The 17142-nt window shown below is 43.7% G+C and carries 13 protein-coding genes; 5 read left to right on the forward strand and 8 right to left on the reverse strand.

Annotated features, from left to right (window positions below; all coding sequences use genetic code 11):
- The first annotated feature begins 24 nt into the window (after positions 1-24).
- Positions 25-732 (forward strand): 3'-5' exonuclease, encoded by a 708-nt coding sequence (locus POW22_RS01795; protein WP_272830746.1) that lies wholly within the window; start codon positions 25-27, stop codon positions 730-732.
- A 59-nt stretch (positions 733-791) separates the two neighbouring features.
- Here POW22_RS01795 and POW22_RS01800 read toward each other — a convergent pair whose 3' ends face one another.
- A complete protein-coding gene (locus POW22_RS01800; protein WP_272830748.1) occupies positions 792-3806 on the reverse strand; it encodes a M4 family metallopeptidase in 3015 nt (1004 codons plus the stop codon).
- Between the two features lie 333 nt (positions 3807-4139).
- Between POW22_RS01800 and POW22_RS01805 the strand changes: the two genes are divergently transcribed.
- Positions 4140-5816, forward strand: a complete 1677-nt coding sequence (locus tag POW22_RS01805) for an ABC transporter ATP-binding protein (protein WP_272830750.1) — start codon at positions 4140-4142, stop codon at positions 5814-5816.
- Positions 5817-6129: 313 nt separating this feature from the next.
- On the opposite strand, the gene POW22_RS01810 is transcribed toward POW22_RS01805, so the two are convergent.
- The 6 genes from POW22_RS01810 to trhO all read right to left on the reverse strand — a co-directional run bounded on the left by POW22_RS01810 (position 6130) and on the right by trhO (position 12614).
- A complete protein-coding gene (locus POW22_RS01810; protein WP_272830752.1) occupies positions 6130-6786 on the reverse strand; it encodes a 3-oxoacid CoA-transferase subunit B in 657 nt (218 codons plus the stop codon).
- Positions 6786-7487: a CoA transferase subunit A gene (locus POW22_RS01815; protein ID WP_272830753.1), complete on the reverse strand. Its 702-nt coding sequence runs from the start codon at positions 7485-7487 to the stop codon at positions 6786-6788. The genes POW22_RS01810 and POW22_RS01815 overlap by 1 nt, the downstream gene beginning before the upstream one ends.
- A 10-nt stretch (positions 7488-7497) precedes the next feature.
- Entirely contained in the window at positions 7498-9813 is a 2316-nt protein-coding gene (locus POW22_RS01820; protein ID WP_272830755.1) for a penicillin-binding protein 1A, read from the reverse strand.
- A gap of 2 nt (positions 9814-9815) precedes the next feature.
- Positions 9816-10304 (reverse strand): gliding motility lipoprotein GldH, encoded by a 489-nt coding sequence (locus POW22_RS01825; protein ID WP_272830757.1) that lies wholly within the window; start codon positions 10302-10304, stop codon positions 9816-9818.
- Positions 10301-11467, reverse strand: a complete 1167-nt coding sequence (locus POW22_RS01830) for a PSP1 domain-containing protein (RefSeq protein ID WP_272830759.1) — start codon at positions 11465-11467, stop codon at positions 10301-10303. Before POW22_RS01830 ends, POW22_RS01825 begins: the two co-directional genes overlap by 4 nt.
- 115 nt (positions 11468-11582) lie before the next feature.
- A complete protein-coding gene (trhO, locus tag POW22_RS01835) occupies positions 11583-12614 on the reverse strand; it encodes an oxygen-dependent tRNA uridine(34) hydroxylase TrhO (protein ID WP_272830761.1) in 1032 nt (343 codons plus the stop codon).
- A gap of 558 nt (positions 12615-13172) precedes the next feature.
- Here trhO and recA point away from each other — a divergent pair.
- The 3 genes from recA to POW22_RS01850 all read left to right on the forward strand — a co-directional run bounded on the left by recA (position 13173) and on the right by POW22_RS01850 (position 16412).
- Complete coding sequence (recA, locus tag POW22_RS01840; RefSeq protein WP_272830762.1) at positions 13173-14180, forward strand: recombinase RecA; 1008 nt, start codon at positions 13173-13175, stop codon at positions 14178-14180.
- A gap of 138 nt (positions 14181-14318) precedes the next feature.
- A complete protein-coding gene (locus tag POW22_RS01845; RefSeq protein WP_272830764.1) occupies positions 14319-14861 on the forward strand; it encodes an RNA polymerase sigma factor in 543 nt (180 codons plus the stop codon).
- Positions 14862-14864: 3 nt separating this feature from the next.
- Positions 14865-16412 carry a hypothetical protein gene (locus tag POW22_RS01850; RefSeq protein ID WP_272830765.1) on the forward strand — a complete coding sequence of 516 codons (1548 nt, stop codon included), beginning with the start codon at positions 14865-14867 and terminating at the stop codon, positions 16410-16412.
- Positions 16413-16488: 76 nt separating this feature from the next.
- On the opposite strand, the gene POW22_RS01855 is transcribed toward POW22_RS01850, so the two are convergent.
- Positions 16489-17064, reverse strand: a complete 576-nt coding sequence (locus POW22_RS01855; protein WP_336407696.1) for a lysophospholipid acyltransferase family protein — start codon at positions 17062-17064, stop codon at positions 16489-16491.
- Positions 17065-17142 lie beyond the last annotated feature (78 nt).

The raw sequence follows: 17142 nt of genomic DNA on the forward strand, positions 1-17142 counted from the left end.
CTTTCGAGAGCAAATCTGCTCACTGTGCTGCAAAAAATTCCACTGAATAACATTCTCTTTTTAGACATCGAAACGGTGCCTGAAGCCGCTGATTTTAATTCATTGGATGAGGAAACCAAAGAGTTGTATGCAGCCAAGACCCAATATCAACGCAAGGAGATCTCTGCAGAAGAGTTCTACGAGCGCGCAGGTATTTGGGCAGAGTTTGGTAAGATTATCTGCATAGCCGTAGGTTATTTTACGGCTGCGGATGGTGGCGAGTTCCGAGTGACCTCCTTTAGTGGAGAAGAAACACAATTACTGCGCGAGTTCAATGAGCTGTTAGAATCGCATTTTAATCGTCCATACCACAGACTGTGTGCACACAACGGCAAGGAGTTTGACTTTCCGTATTTAGCGCGTAGGATGACCATTTTAGGGATTCCATTGCCTAATAAGCTCCAACTATTTGGAAAGAAACCTTGGGAGGTTCCTCATTTAGACACCATGGAACTTTGGAAATTCGGAGACTTTAAGCATTATACTTCCCTACGTCTTTTGGCCAAAGTACTCGGCATTCCCTCTCCTAAGGAAGACATTAGCGGAGATCAGGTACGGGAAGTGTACTACGAGGATAATGACTTAGACCGCATTGTAGAATACTGCCAGCGCGATACCATAACCGTGGCCCAGATCTTTTTGCGCTATCGCAATCAAGCCATTCTTCAAGACCATCAGATCAAATACCGCTAATAAAAAAACCCCGCCCGAAGGCGAGGTCTTTCCAATTTAGTTAGTTGATGAGTATGTGATTACTCTTTGATGAAGCGATCTGTTACGATCTCTTCTCCTTCGTTGATCTCTAAGATATAAACTCCGGATTGTAGACGTGAAACGTCAATAGTTTGCATCAAAGTTCCTTCAGAAACTACTTGTCCTAGCAAGTTGATGATGCGGTAAGTCTCTTGACCTGTTTGATCAAGTAAACGAACGTTAAGTGTGCTTCCCACTGGGTTTGGATACATCATGAAGTCTCCTTCAAAGTCAGGACCTTCATCATCTCCAACAAAACCAGCAGGTGCTCCAAGCGCAGTGATACGGTTACCTCCAATGAAACCAGAACCAGCGTCAGCAGTAATGGTTACTTGATCGATATAAACGCGGTCAGCATTCGTAGATGCATCACAACGGAAACGGAACTGTGCATTGCTTGGGAAGTTGTACTCCGCGCTGCTAATAGTTACAGTAGCCGTATAGAATTGGTTGTTGCTGAAGTTTGATCCGCTAGCCCAAGAAGCTACGGTTCTCCAAGCAGATCCATCATAGAATTGCAACCAGAAGTCCTCTCCAGTCTCCATAGAGTTCGGATAGAAATAGAACTCAACATCTACACTACTGTGACTGGTCATATCGAAAGAACCTAAAGTCATCGTAGACGAGTTGGTGTTGTCTCTCAAACGGATCGAGTATGTGCCTTCATAAGAGCGTCCACCAGCATAACGGAAAGAGTCAGATCCTCCATCAACCCAGCCGTCCCAGCCAGATTCGAAGTTACCTTCGTGAAGAACCACTGGTCCTCCTCCACCTCCGCCTCCGGAAGATTCGGTAGTAAAGCTTACGCTTGCAGTGCCTGAGTTGTTTCCGGCTGCGTCATAAGCGCGAACATCAAAAGTATAAGAAGTACCAGCAGTCATTCCTGTAATATTAGCAGAAGTACTGGTTGTAGTTCCCAAAGAAGTTCCTCCTTGAAGGATCTCATAACCTTCTACTCCTACATTATCAGAAGATGCGTTCCAAGTTAGGGTTGCAGTAGTTTCTGTAATAGCACTAGCTGCCAATCCTGTTGGAGTAGACGGAGCTTCTGTATCGGCACCTCCGCCGCCTCCTTCAATACAGAAGGTATGCGAAGCCGAGCTTCCAAAAGATCCACCGCTAAACAGCGTTCCTGAACTGCTAGATACGGTATAACTACCTGATCCATAAGAACAGCAAATACCGTCTCCGTATGAATCTGTAATCGTGAAGGTATAGTCACCTGCAGCTAATCCTGACCAAGTAGCCGTTACTGTAGATCCATCAGGGTTTGCAGTAGAGTAGCTAGCAGATTCAATAGTTGTTCCAGAAGCATCTTTTAGCGTCCAAGCAGTCTCTTCTGGGTAGTTATCTAAAGTGATCGATAGGAATACATCACCAGTAACACAATCTGGTGGTGGAGGTGTTCCTCCGTAAGCATCTCCTACGTTTACTGCATACCAAGCGTTAGTTACAGCGATCTCTTCTGGGCTTCCTGCACCATAAAGATCAATAGCCGCTTGAATTGCACCTGCACGAGCATCAGTAAACTGAGAGCTCTGTGTCAAGTACACAGCAAGGTTACGGTAAGCAATTGCCTCTGCTTTGTCCCATCCGATTGCGCTCACGCTAAATACGTCACCAACGTCGTTAGTTCCAGATCCACCGTTAACCAAAAGGTAGAACCAGTAATTCTGAACCCCAGAGTTGATGTGTACTCCACCGTTGTCTCCTGACGAAGTCCACCAGTATGTACCTAAATAAGTATCTGGATCGTTGAAAGCATTAGGATTGCTCATTGAGCGTAAAGCTCCACCGCTTCCTCCAGCTCCGATAGCATCTCCCATCAACCAGTCGTTGGTCCCTTGCGCATAGTGCTCAATTGACTCTCCAAAGATATCAGAGAAAGACTCGTTAAGTGCTCCAGACTGGTAGCTATAAATAAGGTTTGCTGTAAACTCAGTAACCCCGTGAGTGATCTCGTGTCCTACAATATCCAAAGATACTAGAGGACCGTAGTTTACACCGTCACCATCACCGTAAGTCATACGTGAACCGTCCCAAAATGCATTTACATAGTTGCTAGAATAGCTAACGTAAGAGTTAATGATTGCACCCGCTCCGTTGAACGAGTTACGGTTGTGCTTGCCCATAAAGTATTTGTGGGTTTGCTCAGCACCAAAGTGTGCCTGTACTCCAGTAGCGGTTGATGAAGGAAAGGAAGTATCGCTACTAGTGATATCAGAAGCGCCGCTGTAGTTGGTTCCGTTATTCATGTCAAAAGTACGGATCCCACCACCATCAGCTGTCTGACGCAAACGGTATCCACCGGTATAGCTGTCTGCAGTAAAGCTAACAGTACCGTTGTACAAACTAACTCCAGTTGCTGGAGTGTCTGCATGGTGAATGCGCTTGTTCTCAAAAAGGACAGCTCCAGTCTGAGCGTCTACATAAACATCTGCTCTGTAAAGTGGAGCAGAAGCGTAGATATCAAACTTATAAGCCAAACGCGCCTCTGTAGTGATCTGATCAATAGCTGGGAAGATCACCAATTCGCCTTCCGGTCTTTCATAACCGATCATTGCAGCATCGTCTGTTTGTTGCCACAGGTACTTTTCTGCACCGATGTGGGCAGTCGCTCGGTTAAGAGCTGCTGTAGCAGAAAGACCAGGAGTGATGGCTACCTCATCAAGTCTAAATACACTGTTAGACATAGAAACTACTTTCCCTTCTTTAGCGTGGAGCGTAGATTGACCAAACTCTACTTTGATCCCTTTGTAAAATTGTTGGAATTTTTGGTGGGTAAAACCGAGTTCATCTGTGCGTTCTGACACTGCACTAAAGGTGTTGTCTGTTGCAAGTTTGAATTCTTCGGTAAAAATGCTTTGGGGAGCAGCAAATGATTTTTGCTGATTGTCATTAAAAACTTTGAGCTTTTTAATGGGCTTGGGCTGACTCTCCTGAGCAAAACTCATGGTAGAAAACAGCATCGCGGCCATTGCTAGAAGCAAGGGCCTGAATGAATTTTTCTTCATTGTTAAAGTAATTGTTAGTTAGTGAATTTTGAGATTGTTGTTAATCCTTTGTTAAGATACTATTAATACCTCAGCCAAATTCAAAAAAAGATGAATAATCGATAAAGTGCAGAAATTGAAAATACTTGTTCAGTCATTTGTCTAAACAGCTAAACAAGATTGTGTCATTTGTAAGAATTGCCGTAATTTTTCCACCCTGATATTACGGTTATTCCGTAAGTGTCTCTGGTAAAGCGATTTAGTCCAACACACTTCAACTTTGTAGTTTTTTGATGGGGATTTGAGCCAAAATTTCCAGCGTACTAAGCATTAAAAAAGAAGTATCTTTAAACAATGGCGCAAGCACCAATCTTATCGGTAAAGGACCTCAGCATTCGCTTTGGAAAAGCAGCCCCTGTACTCCATGGGATTGACTTAGAACTCTACCCTAATGAGATCTTAGGGTTGGTTGGAGAATCGGGTTCGGGAAAGTCCATCACCAGCTTAGCGGTAATGGGATTACTGCCAAAAACAGCTGTAATTGAAGGGGAGATCGCTTATCAGGATCAAGAGCTTGCCAAGCTATCGTCAAAAGCGCTTAGAAGCCTCAGAGGGAATGAAATAGCCATGATCTTCCAAGAACCCATGAGTGCGCTAAATCCAGCACTTAAATGTGGCCCGCAAGTAGCTGAAGTCTTGAAAATTCACAAAGGACAATCAGAATCAGTGGCTAAAAAAGAGGTTCTGTCGCTGTTTGAACAGGTCAAACTGCCTCGAGTCAATGAGGTGTACAGTAGCTATCCACACCAGCTTAGCGGCGGACAAATGCAGCGCGTAATGATTGCTATGGCATTGGCTTGTAAACCCAAGATCCTCATTGCAGATGAGCCAACTACGGCCTTGGATGTAACGGTACAGAAGGAGATCATTGAGCTCTTAAAGAGTCTGCAAAAGGAAAACCAGATGAGTGTGCTTTTCATTTCTCACGATCTGGCCTTGGTCTCTGAGATTGCAGATCGGGTTGCAGTCATGTTTAGAGGCTCCATTCTTGAGGTAGCTGAAACGCATACACTTTTTACCAATCCACAACATAATTATACAAAGGCACTCCTTAATAGTAGACCAGATTTAGACCAACGACTCAAAAGACTTCCTACGGTTGATGACCTCTCTGACAACAGTTTTAAGCCTGAAGAAATAAGCGCCCCGCAACGCGCCGCGAAACATAAAAAACTTTACACCCAGGCCCCTTTATTAGAGATCAATAATCTGGAGAAAACTTACTACGGAAAAGCGGCCTTATTTGGAAAGCCCAAATCAGTAAAGGCGGTCAAAGGAGTCAATTTTCAGGTTTTTGAAGGCGAAACGCTAGGGCTTGTTGGCGAGTCTGGCTGTGGAAAATCTACCTTAGGGAAAACTATCATGCAAATTGAAGCGGCTACCGCCGGCCAAATTAAGTTTCGCGGAAAAGACATCACTCACCTCAACAAAGCAGAGCGACAACGCTTGCGCAAAGAAATTCAAATCGTTTTTCAAGATCCTTTTGCGTCCTTAAATCCTAGAATGACCATAGGCGAGGCTATTGAAGAACCCCTGCGCGTGCATCACTCCTACAGTGCTAGTAAGCGCAAACAAGAGGTTTTGGAATTATTGGAGGAAGTAGGCTTAGATGCCACCTATTACAACCGATATCCACACGAACTATCAGGTGGACAACGCCAGCGTATCGGAATTGCCAGAGCAATTGCTTTAAAGCCCAAACTGCTGATCTGCGATGAATCCGTCTCTGCCCTGGACATAAGTGTTCAAGCTCAAGTATTAAATCTGCTCAATCGCTTAAAAGACAATTACGGCTTTACGTATATATTTATTTCACATGATTTAGCCGTTGTCAAATATATGGCAGATCAATTGGTAGTTATGAATGCAGGGCTGATTGAAGAGATAGGAGATGCCGATGAAATCTACGCCAACCCCAAAAAGAAATACACCAAACGCCTTATTGATGCCATCCCAAAAGGCTTAAAATAAGACATAAAAAAAACCCGCTCTAACCTCACAAAGAACGGGTAAAACCTTTATCTGATCGTTGCACAGATTTGGGGTTTGTATTTTACATTAACAAAAAAACTTTTTTAGCTAAATACAGGAAGGTTGTTATTAACCGTAGTGTATTTTTAATCGCCATTAGCATAGTAGGTTATGTTACTTTAATTAGGGACTGCTAAGATGCGCGAAAAATTTAAAATTCGCGATTAAGTGCCTTTTTATTAGACGAAATGCACTTTATTTTAACATTTTAACATACCTATACGTAATTTCCTACGTTTCAAGGCAATAAAAATCAAATGTTCATTTCAGGTACGGTATCCGGAACATGAAGTTTTCCGGCTGTAGCATTCACGATTTCCTCCACAGAAACCCCTGGTGCGCGCTCGCGCAGTACAAAACCATCAGAAGTGATATCCAAGACCGCGAGATTGGTCACTACCTTCTTTACACAACCCACGCCAGTGATCGGTAAGGAACAACGCTCGAGCAATTTGGATTCTCCGCGTTTGTTGGTGTGCATCATAGCGACAATGATATTTTCTGCGCTGGCTACCAAGTCCATAGCGCCTCCCATACCCTTAACCATCTTTCCTGGGATCTTCCAGTTGGCAATATCTCCATTCTCTGCAACCTCCATGGCACCAAGAATAGTTAAATGGACGTGTTTTCCTCTAATCATAGAAAAACTCATTGCAGAGTCAAAGAATGAGGCTCCCGGTAAGGTGGTGATTGTTTGTTTACCTGCATTGATGATGTCTGGATCTTCCTCTCCCTCAAAGGGAAAAGGTCCCATCCCCAATACACCATTTTCGCTTTGAAACTCTACGCTAATATCGTCTCGAACGTAATTAGCCACAAGCGTAGGAATACCAATCCCCAGATTTACATAATAGCCGTCATTTACTTCTTGTGCAATGCGTTTTGCAATTCCGTTCTTATCTAATGCCATTATTCTCTAGGTCTTACGGTTCGTTGTTCAATGCGTTTTTCATAGACAACGCCTTGGAAAATGCGCTGTACAAATATTCCAGGAATGTGAATTTGATTTGGATCCAATTCCCCAACAGGTACTAAGTGCTCTACCTCAGCGACGGTGATCTTAGCCGCCCCACAAATGTTCGGATTGAAGTTTCTCGCAGTTCCTTTAAAGATCAAATTCCCGGCTGTATCTCCTTTCCAGGCTTTTACAAAACCAAAGTCAGCATCAAAAGCATATTCTAAGATGTGCTTCTTGCCGTTAAACTCGCGAACCTCCTTGCCTTCTGCAACCTCTGTTCCGTAGCCGGCAGGGGTATAAAATGCAGGAAATCCTGCTTGAGCAGCTCGGCAACGTTCAGCTAGAGTCCCTTGCGGAATCAATTCCACGTCTAACTCTCCACTGAGCATCTGTCGCTCAAACTCGGCATTCTCTCCTACATAAGAAGAGATCATTTTTTTGATCTGTTTACGCTGCAGTAAAAGTCCCAAACCAAAATCATCCACACCGGCATTGTTAGAGACGCAAGTGAGGCCATAAATATCTTGTTTAGATAAGTAGCCAATGGCATTCTCAGGAATACCACTTAGGCCAAAGCCTCCAAACATAAAGGTCATGTCTGATGCTACGCCTTGGCAGGCTTCTTCTACATTAGCAACGGTTTTATTGATCATAGGTTCTCGATTAAAACTCGAATTCGTTAGGCACTTCTTCTTCAGGCTTGTTGTTTTCAGCCCATTTTTCGCAGTCTGTTTCTATGGTAATGTCCTCCGGCTTTTCAAATTCTCCATCAGATACATCCAATCCTTCATCGTAACACTTTCTCATATAAATGGCCCAGATAGGAAGCGCCATAGTTGCTCCTTCTCCATAGGCGGTTGAGGCAAAGTGCGTTGCGCGGTCATCACCACCAACCCAAACTCCAGTCACCAGATTAGGGACTATTCCCATAAACCAACCGTCACTGTTGTTCTGTGTGGTTCCCGTCTTTCCTGCGATAGGATTCGTAAATTCATAAGGATAACCCGTCACAGCCGCTTTGTACTTGGCCGTATTGACTGCCCATTTATGTCGCAATCGCTGTCCAGAACCAGCTTGAGTCACTCCTTCCATCAAACTCAAGGTCACATAAGCGGTCTCTTCTGAGATCACATCTTTAGCCTCTGGAGTAGCTTGGTCCAAAACAGTACCGTTCTTGTCCTCTATGCGTGTGATCAAGATCGGCTTAATGTATACCCCTTGATTCGCAAAGGTTCCATAAGCACCAACCATCTCATAAAGGGTCACGTCTGGCGTTCCTAGCGCAATAGAGGGAACTTCGGGAATATCTTCAGGATCTACTCCCATGCGCTCTACCAATTCAATAACAGGTTTTGGTCCTACGCGATCTATTAAACGCGCTGTAACGGTGTTTACGGAGTTTGCCAAGGCATTTCGTAAACTCATGGTTCCGCCATAGTCTGCGTTGGAGTTCTTCGGACACCATTCTTTCATGTTTCCATGCTTGCCCTGCGGAATACAATAAGGTGTATTTGGCAAGGTATCGCAAGGAGACATATGCATTTGGTCAATGGCCGTAGCGTATACGAACGGCTTAAAGGTTGACCCGATCTGTCTCTGACCGGTCTTAACCATATCGTATTTGAAATGCTTATAATCAATTCCACCAACCCAAGCTTTGATCTCTCCGGTCTGTGGCGTCATAGAAAGTAATCCAGCCCTCAAGAAGCCTTTGTAATATCGAATGGAATCCATCGGAGTCATTAAAGTATCAATGTCGCCTCCCCAAGAGAAGATGCGCATATCTGTCTTTTCATTGAAAGAAGCAATGATCTCCTTCTCTGATTTTCCTTGACGTTTCATAGTGCGCCAGCGATCGGAACGTCGCATCGCAGCATTCATGATTCCGTCAATCTGATCTTGAGTAATATCTCTAAAAGGAGCCGTTTTATTCTTGGCACCTTGCTTGTCAAATTCTGCCTGTAGGTTAGACATATGCATGTCCACAGCAGCTTCTGCAAACTCTTGCATGCGGGAGTCAATGGTCACGTAAACCTTAAGTCCGTCTCTATCGATATCATAAGTAGTGCCATCTGTTTTAGGATTGTCCTTAGCCCACTGCTTCATATAGTTACGAACATACTCTCTAAAGTAAGTTCCGATTCCTTCATCATGGCCTTGAGGAGTATAGTTGATCTTTAAAGGCAAGGCCGTCAAAGAGTCTCGGGTTTGCTCATCGATATATTCGTACTTGGCCATTTGGCTGATCACCACATTGCGTCGTGCCAACGATTTGGCTTTAGAAATCTCACGTTTGGGATTGTATTGGCGCGGATTTTTAAGCATTCCGACCAAAATGGCACTCTCTTCAATGTTTAGATCTCTGGGCTCCTTCCCGAAGTAGATATTAGAGGCGGATCGGATCCCCACCGCTTGAAAGATAAAGTCCATTTCATTGAGATACATGGCCACAATCTCTTCTTTGGTGTATCGTTTTTCCAAACGCACCGCAATGATCCATTCTTTCATCTTTTGGATCACACGCTCTACCGTATTACTGGCCACGTCATCCGTAAAGAACAGCTTGGCCAACTGTTGGGTAATGGTACTTGCCCCTCCGCGTTTGCCTAAAAAGGCAGCAGCGCGCACAAATCCTCTGGCGTCAATTCCAGAGTGGTCGTAAAAGCGAGCGTCCTCTGTTGCGATCAAGGCCTCCACCAAATGCGGAGGAAGTTCATCAAAGGTTATGGGTGTTCTATTCTCTTTGTAGAATTTTCCAATGGTCTTTCCATCAGAAGAGATAATCTCTGTGGCGAGATCCTTTTCTGGATTTTCTAAAGCCGTCTCATCAGGGAGTTTTCCAAAAACGCCCCAAGAGGCCAATAAGAACATCAGGATAATGAATAAAAAGCCTCCAGCTACCAACTTCCAAAATAGAAAGATGTACTTTCTAAGCTGAGACTTTTCCATAGCTTCTTTCTTTGCTGCTTGTTTTGCCATAGTTAGTCTGTTTGGGGAAGCTCTGCACTGATTCCCACGTCCGTAATGCCTGTTAATCGTTCAACGCCATCTACCGCTCCATTATTGCGGACCGCATGAACTATGCTCAATTTATATTCGCCTTGTTCTGCAAAGCGCACGCCTTGTTTATACCAAAGCTTGTTCTCTTTTACACTTCCTAAACCACTACCCATCCAAGTTCCGTCTGGATTTGCCATGCGATATTCCAAGGTATCTGTGACCACCTTTCCTTGTGGAAACTCCATACGCGCAATCAGGAATAAATTATTGAAGGGATAATCATTGGTGTTACGCACATTGATAAAAAGGTCATAAGCCGCGGTAGAGTCCATTTCAGGGAGACTGACCTCAACCGTATCGGTTAGATCCCATCCATCAGAAAAGGAAGTCATACTACTAAAAACGGCATCGCCAGTACAACTACTCAAAAGCAGTGCCAACACTATTGCTATGCCTGTAATTCGGATCACTTTTGTTTTGATTTTGGAGCGTTATTGCGCTTTTGATTGCGGTTTTTGTTTCTTCGTTTTTTGCGGCGTTTTTTAGGCTGATCGAATCGTGTTAAACTATCCTGACCGGCACCGTCATTAAACTCAAAAGTACTCAAGTTGATCTCTACCTTATAGTCCTCGAGGCTAGTTACCTTCTTACCCTTTTTATTTACGGTCATGATTTCACGAACCTGGGTCGCTGAGAGTTCAAACCACTGCATCCAGTCGCCTTCATAGGCATACCACAAACGTTCTTTAAAGATGTCAATCTTTTGACAGACTCCAGTTCCTTTGTTGGTTTGCAGACGAACATCACTTTTAGGAAAGTTCTCTAATGCATCCAGATAGGTATCGAGTTCATAGTTCAAACAACACTTGAGTTTCCCACATTGACCCGCTAATTTCTGCGGATTTAAAGAAAGCTGCTGATAGCGTGCAGCAGCCGTATTGACTGATCTGAAATCGGTCAACCAAGTAGAGCAACAGAGTTCGCGTCCACAAGATCCAATGCCACCCAAACGGGCAGCTTCTTGTCTAAAGCCAACTTGCTTCATCTCAATACGCGTATTGAATGCGCGTGCAAAATCTTTGATGAGTTGTCTGAAATCCACACGATCTTCTGCCGTGTAGTAAAAGATAGCCTTGGAGCCATCTCCCTGAAATTCCACGTCAGAGATCTTCATCTGCAAGCCCAAACGGATCGCGATCTCACGAGACTCTTTTTTAATGGCCTCTTCACGATCTCTTGCCTTTTGCCAAATGTCAATATCTCTTTGTCCCGCCTTGCGATAGATCTTGGGTAGCTCCTCAAGCGGTTCTTTGATGCGCTTTTTCTTCATCTGCACCCGAACCAATTCTCCAGTAAGGGTTACTTGACCTATATCATGACCGGGGCTAGCTTCTGTCGCGACTATGTCTCCAATAGAAAGCGTTAAACCCTCGCTGTTTCTGTAGTAATTCTTGCGTCCGTTTTTAAAGCGTACCTCAACCGCATTGAATGGGGTCATCTCTGCAGGCAAAGCCATATTGCCCAACCAATCAAAAACGGTTAGTTTGTTGCAGCCATCGGTGCCACAAGTTCCGTTATTTTTACAGCCTTTTGGCAGGCCATCCGCAGCGGAGGCACAAGAAGAACAGGCCATAGAGTGATATATATATTGCTCGAAAAGTGTCCAATTCGAGTCGGAAGTTAATACTTGATTTCGACCTCTAAGATAGGTATAATTACCGTATCTGTTGCCCCTTAAAAAGGTCTAATTACTTTTTAAACTTGAGCTTTTCTGAACGGCCTTTCTTAAAAATCTTGTTGCTGTTGTGCTGTCCTGAACGCAATCTTTTTTGCTCTTCATAAGGCAATTGGATAACCTCTTGACAATCTGTACTGCAGCAGCTCTCCATCTTTGCAGCACATTCTTCACACTGAATGAAGAGTAAATGGCAAGCTTCATTGGCACAATTCACGTGGGTGTCACAAGGCTTTCCACATTGGTGGCAATTAGAAATGATGTCCTCACTGATGCGCTCTCCGCGTCGGTGATCAAAAACAAAGTTTTTGCCCAAGAATTTATTCTCCAATTCTTGCGCCTTTACCTGTCGGGTGTACTCAATGATCCCACCTTCTAATTGGTATACTTGCTGGAATCCTTTGTGCTTGTAGTAAGCGCTGGCCTTCTCACAGCGGATTCCTCCGGTGCAGTACATGACCAATTTTTTGTCCTCTTTATTGTCTTTTAGGTCTTCTTCTATGATATCCAAAGAGTCTCTAAAAGTGTCAACATCTGGAGTAACCGCTCCCTTGAAATGCCCGATCTCACTCTCGTAATGATTGCGCATATCCACCACCACGGCATTTGGATCTTCCAAAAGCTCATTGAAAGTTTGAGCATCTACGTGAACCCCTTTATTGGTCACGTCAAAGGTTTCGTCATTAAGACCGTCCGCAACGATCTTGTGTCTGACCTTTACCTTCAGCTTTAAAAAGGATTTCAAATCCTGTTCTACGGCGATATTGAGTCTACAACCCTCTAAAAAGTAAATTCCGTCTAAGAAATTCTTGAATTCCTCAAAGCGCTTCGCGGGTACAGAAAGCTGAGCGTTGATGCCTTCATGGGCCACATAGATCCTTCCCAGAACCTCCATATCGTTCCAGGCAATGAATAAGTGATTGCGAAATAATTCGGGATTGCCAATTTTGGCGTATTGGTAGAATGAAAGGGTCAAACGGTCTTCACCGGCTTGTTCAAGTAACTCTGCCCTTTCAATCGCACTTAATTTGTTGTACAGTTGCATGCTATACTTGCGTTTAAGTTGAATGAAAAAGTAATTGACCGCAAAGGTAATTTATTAATATAAATGACCAAAGAATGCACTAACTACAGGGAAGAGTAGCGTTGAGAAGCGCAAAAATGCAAAAAAATCGAGGGCTTTATAAATTTCAGCATAGCAGCGCTACGGTGAAATTTAAAAGTGCATTTCAATTTCGATTTTGAAGAAGATTTGTGCTGTAACAGATAGTCTGACCAAGTAGTTAGTGCGAAAAAAAAGCGCTGGAGTGGAATTTCCGGCGCTTTTTTTCGAATGGCTAATTCGTTAATACTTTTTAATTTTTTAAGAGTGACTACAGGCGTAGCTAGCCACCGTCGAGGCGGCAGTTGAAAATGACTACTTGGGTAACTGCCAGTCCTTTTTTATTTACCATTTCGGTTTGTTTAACATATTTCACAGCAATGAATTTTCCCTTTGTATCTGATAGACTGTAAATTCATAAATGGTTGCGTGATTTGATTGAAATTAAGTAAAAGAAGTAGTATTTTAGCCTTCTATCTTCAACCACATTATACTGCCGATATGAGTAACGAAAAAGACGCCAAATTAAAAGCCTTAAAATTAACTTTAGACAAGCTTGACAAGACCTACGGAAAAGGTACGGTCATGAAAATGGGAGACGCTGCTGTTCAGCAAGTTGACGCCATTTCAACAGGCTCATTAGGGTTAGATTTAGCCTTAGGCGTTGGTGGATTACCCAAGGGAAGGATCATCGAGATTTACGGTCCGGAATCTTCAGGTAAAACCACGCTTACTTTGCACGCCATTGCAGAGGCTCAAAAAGATGGTGGTATTGCAGCATTTATTGATGCAGAACACGCATTTGATCGTTATTACGCAGAAAAGTTAGGAGTGGATATTGAGAACCTGATTATCTCTCAACCAGATAACGGTGAGCAGGCCTTGGAGATCGCTGATAATTTGATCCGTTCTGGCGCTATTGACATTATTGTTATTGACTCTGTGGCGGCATTGACGCCAAAAAGTGAGATTGAAGGAGAAATGGGTGAGTCTAAAGTAGGACTTCACGCCCGCCTGATGTCTCAAGCCTTGAGAAAACTCACCGGATCCATCAGCAAAACAAATTGTACGGTGATCTTTATCAACCAGCTTCGTGAGAAGATCGGAGTCATGTTTGGTAATCCAGAAACCACCACAGGAGGTAACGCCTTGAAATTCTATTCTTCGGTACGTATCGATATCCGCAGATCTACTCAGATCAAAGATTCAAACAGCGCTGTTATTGGAAACAAAACTCGAGTTAAAGTGGTGAAGAACAAGGTGGCTCCACCCTTTAGAACCGCAGAGTTTGACATCATGTACGGAACTGGTGTTTCTAAAGCTGGAGAGATCATTGACCTAGGCGTAGACTACGAGATCGTGAAGAAAAGCGGTTCCTGGTTTAGCTATGATGGCACCAAATTGGGTCAAGGTAGAGATGCCGTAAAAACACTTCTCAAAGACAATCCAGATCTTATGGATGAACTCGAGGCCAAAATCAAAGAGGCCATCGCGATCATCAATGAATAAAATTTTATACTTTCATACGCAACCTTAGCGGAGTTTTATCATCTACACATTGACTCCGAGACTATGGTTGCTCACTGTGCAGCAGGGGAACTAAGTTGAACCATGCTTACGTGTTAGTAATAAAATTCGCGGATCAAAGTGGCTCTGGAAGCACTTATAGACAGATGTAAAAACAACGAAGCCAAAGCTCAGGGCGAGCTTTATCAGTTGTATTCTGCCAAATTATTTTCGGTTTGTCTCAAGTACTCGCGCAATTATACCGAGGCACAAGACAACCTGCAAGACGCTTTCATAACCATTTTTAAGACCATTGGTCAATTTAAACACAAAGGTTCTTTTGAAGGTTGGTTAAAGCGTGTTACTGTAAACACTGTGCTGCAAAAATACCGCAAGCAACGGGTTTTTGACTTGGTCAATGAGCAGCAAATAGAAGCAGTAGACGAGCAAGTAGAGGATACGACAGTTCCCTTGGATTATCTCTTAAAAATCATTCAAGAGCTACCAGACAGATACCGTTTGGTGTTTAACCTCTATGCGATGGATGGATACTCGCACAACGATATTGCAGAAATGCTAGATATTTCTGCTGGAACCTCTAAATCAAACCTGGCACGAGCTAGGATGATTTTAAAAACAAAGATTACGGCTTATAACAGCAATAGTTCGGCCGAAGGATATTAAACAATGAGCGATAAAAAGCACATAGATAGAATTTTTCAAGAGGGCTTCAAAGACTTTGAAGCAACCCCTCCACCAGAGGTGTGGGAGGGCATTCAGGCTGCTCTTAAGAAGGAAGAAAAGGAAGATCGCAAGATCATCCCGATCTGGTGGCGTGCTGGTGGTGTTGCGGCCTTACTCGCCTTGCTTTTGACAGTTGGCGGTGTTTTCTGGCCGGATTCAGAACCTGCCAATTCGTTTTCTACGGAAGATAATATTCCTGCAGAACAAACTGAGGATGCAACTGGTCAAGACCAAAAACCGTCTACCGACTTGTTGTTAGACAATGGTTCCATTGATGCTGTTGCGGATGGGCCGAATGATGGAGCAACTGAAGGTACTATTGAACAAGCTTCGGAGGCAGACGCCAAACGATTGGTAGCAGATCAAAAAGATGCGGTGGCTACTCAAGGCACACAGCAAACCAACATCCAAAAAGGTATAGACAAAACAGCTTTAGATACTGCTTTTGACGCCCAAACCACAGGCGTTGCCACTACAGATAGCACAAAAGACACTAACGATAACGAACAAGATACAGGGCAAACCACTACGGCTGTAGCGGGAGGCGCTGATACCCAAACTACAGTTGTGGATGATAAAACGGCTGATACCTTGCTAGAGAGTCAAACCGGAGGTGCCACAACTACTGCAGTGACCGTTGATGAAGAAATTTCTAAAGACCCAGAAGTCAGTGATGACCAAGAGGGCAAGATTTCCATCTTTGACGCCATTGAAGACCAAAAAGATACCGAAACAGCCCTTGAGCTCAACGATCAAGATAATCTTGATCAACGCTGGAGTGTTGTGCCACAGGCGGCTCCTGTGGTTTACGGTTCTTTTGGGGAAGGATCTACTGTAGGTTCAGAATTTGCTGATAACAGCACCTCTGCAGATGCCAATTTAAGTTATGGGGTACAAGTTCAGTATCAGGTAAATAATAGGTTGGCGGTACGATCTGGGGTGAATCGAGTGAACCTCAGCGTAAACACCAACGACATTGAGTTTGCAGTTGCTCCTGCAGCTTTTAATGTAGGTTCAAAATTTGTCAACGGACAGGTTGCTTATTCGGTAGGTGATAAAGGAACTTTGGCAAATCGTTTTGCCCAAGCGGCACCGACGGAAGGTTTAGACATCCCTCCTATTGACGCTTTTGAAGGTTTCCTAAATCAGCAGTTTGAGTATTGGGAAGTGCCGCTAGAATTATCCTATGCGGTAGTGAACAATCGTTTTAAGGTTAATGTATTTGGTGGATTCAGTACGCTTTTCTTACAAGACAATTCTATAACCGCCGTAAGCGGTCAACGCGAAACCACTTTGGGTAGTGTTGGAAACTTGAACAGCTTGAGCTTCACAACCAACGTGGGGATGGGCTTACAATATGACATTAGCAAGCGCTTTGCGATCAACGTGGAGCCTGTATTTAAATATCAACTCAATCCGTATTCAGATTCCAGTATAGGTTCTCAACCCTATTATATGGGAGTCTACAGCGGTTTGAGATTCAGCTTTTAGGTTAGTTTTTTAGTTGGTTAGGTTAGTTATTGCGCTCGCAATAATGCCTTAAGGCCGCTCTCCGCTACGAGAGCGGCTATTTTTTTAGCAATTTTTGAACTTCGAGTTCTTTTAAGATCAATTCTCTAGTCTGATTTCTGAGTTCTTGCTTTTGCCGCAGTTCCATGCCGGCTGTTGGAATAGTAGGAAGTACAAGTGCCCTCATCTTTCCCGGAGCCCCTCCGAAAAAACGAAAAGGAAAACGCTTTTTGTTGTCGTAAAATACCAGTGGAGCGATAGGAATCTGATGTTCTATAGCCAAACGGAAAGCTCCGTCTTTAAAGCTATCCAAAATGACGGATTCATCATCAGGCACACCGCCCTCAGGAAATATACAGATGCTCAAACCATTATTGAGTCGCTCTTGCGCCTGCTGAAAAACAGCCTTTCTACTTTGTGCGTTACTGCGATCTACCAAAATACAGGTCCGTTTGTAAAAAAATCCAAAAACAGGTATCGATGAAAGCTCCTTTTTTCCAACAAATACAAAAGGACGCCCTACAGCGTGCAGCATAAGCATGATATCGGTCATGGACTGGTGATTGGCCACAAACATATAACTCTGGTCTTTATTGTGTCTTTCTAAGCGTTTTACGTTCGGCCAAAAACCCATTCCAATAAGAACGAACCGGCCCCATCCGCGGGCTATTTTAAAATAAAGTGGATACCATGCATCTCTGGAAATAAGAAT

The organism is Gilvibacter sediminis (genome assembly GCF_028561565.1).
Classification (GTDB): domain Bacteria; phylum Bacteroidota; class Bacteroidia; order Flavobacteriales; family Flavobacteriaceae; genus Gilvibacter; species Gilvibacter sediminis.

Coding starts and splice junctions, on each gene's coding strand:
- POW22_RS01800 (WP_272830748.1), bottom strand. CDS start 3,806: ATGAAGAAAAATTCATTCAGGCCCTTGCTTCTAGCAATGGCCGCGATG.
- POW22_RS01805 (WP_272830750.1), top strand. CDS start 4,140: ATGGCGCAAGCACCAATCTTATCGGTAAAGGACCTCAGCATTCGCTTT.
- POW22_RS01810 (WP_272830752.1), bottom strand. CDS start 6,786: ATGGCATTAGATAAGAACGGAATTGCAAAACGCATTGCACAAGAAGTA.
- POW22_RS01815 (WP_272830753.1), bottom strand. CDS start 7,487: ATGATCAATAAAACCGTTGCTAATGTAGAAGAAGCCTGCCAAGGCGTA.
- POW22_RS01820 (WP_272830755.1), bottom strand. CDS start 9,813: ATGGCAAAACAAGCAGCAAAGAAAGAAGCTATGGAAAAGTCTCAGCTT.
- POW22_RS01830 (WP_272830759.1), bottom strand. CDS start 11,467: ATGGCCTGTTCTTCTTGTGCCTCCGCTGCGGATGGCCTGCCAAAAGGC.
- trhO (WP_272830761.1), bottom strand. CDS start 12,614: ATGCAACTGTACAACAAATTAAGTGCGATTGAAAGGGCAGAGTTACTT.
- recA (WP_272830762.1), top strand. CDS start 13,173: ATGAGTAACGAAAAAGACGCCAAATTAAAAGCCTTAAAATTAACTTTA.
- POW22_RS01850 (WP_272830765.1), top strand. CDS start 14,865: ATGAGCGATAAAAAGCACATAGATAGAATTTTTCAAGAGGGCTTCAAA.
- POW22_RS01855 (WP_336407696.1), bottom strand. CDS start 17,064: ATGGGTTTTTGGCCGAACGTAAAACGCTTAGAAAGACACAATAAAGAC.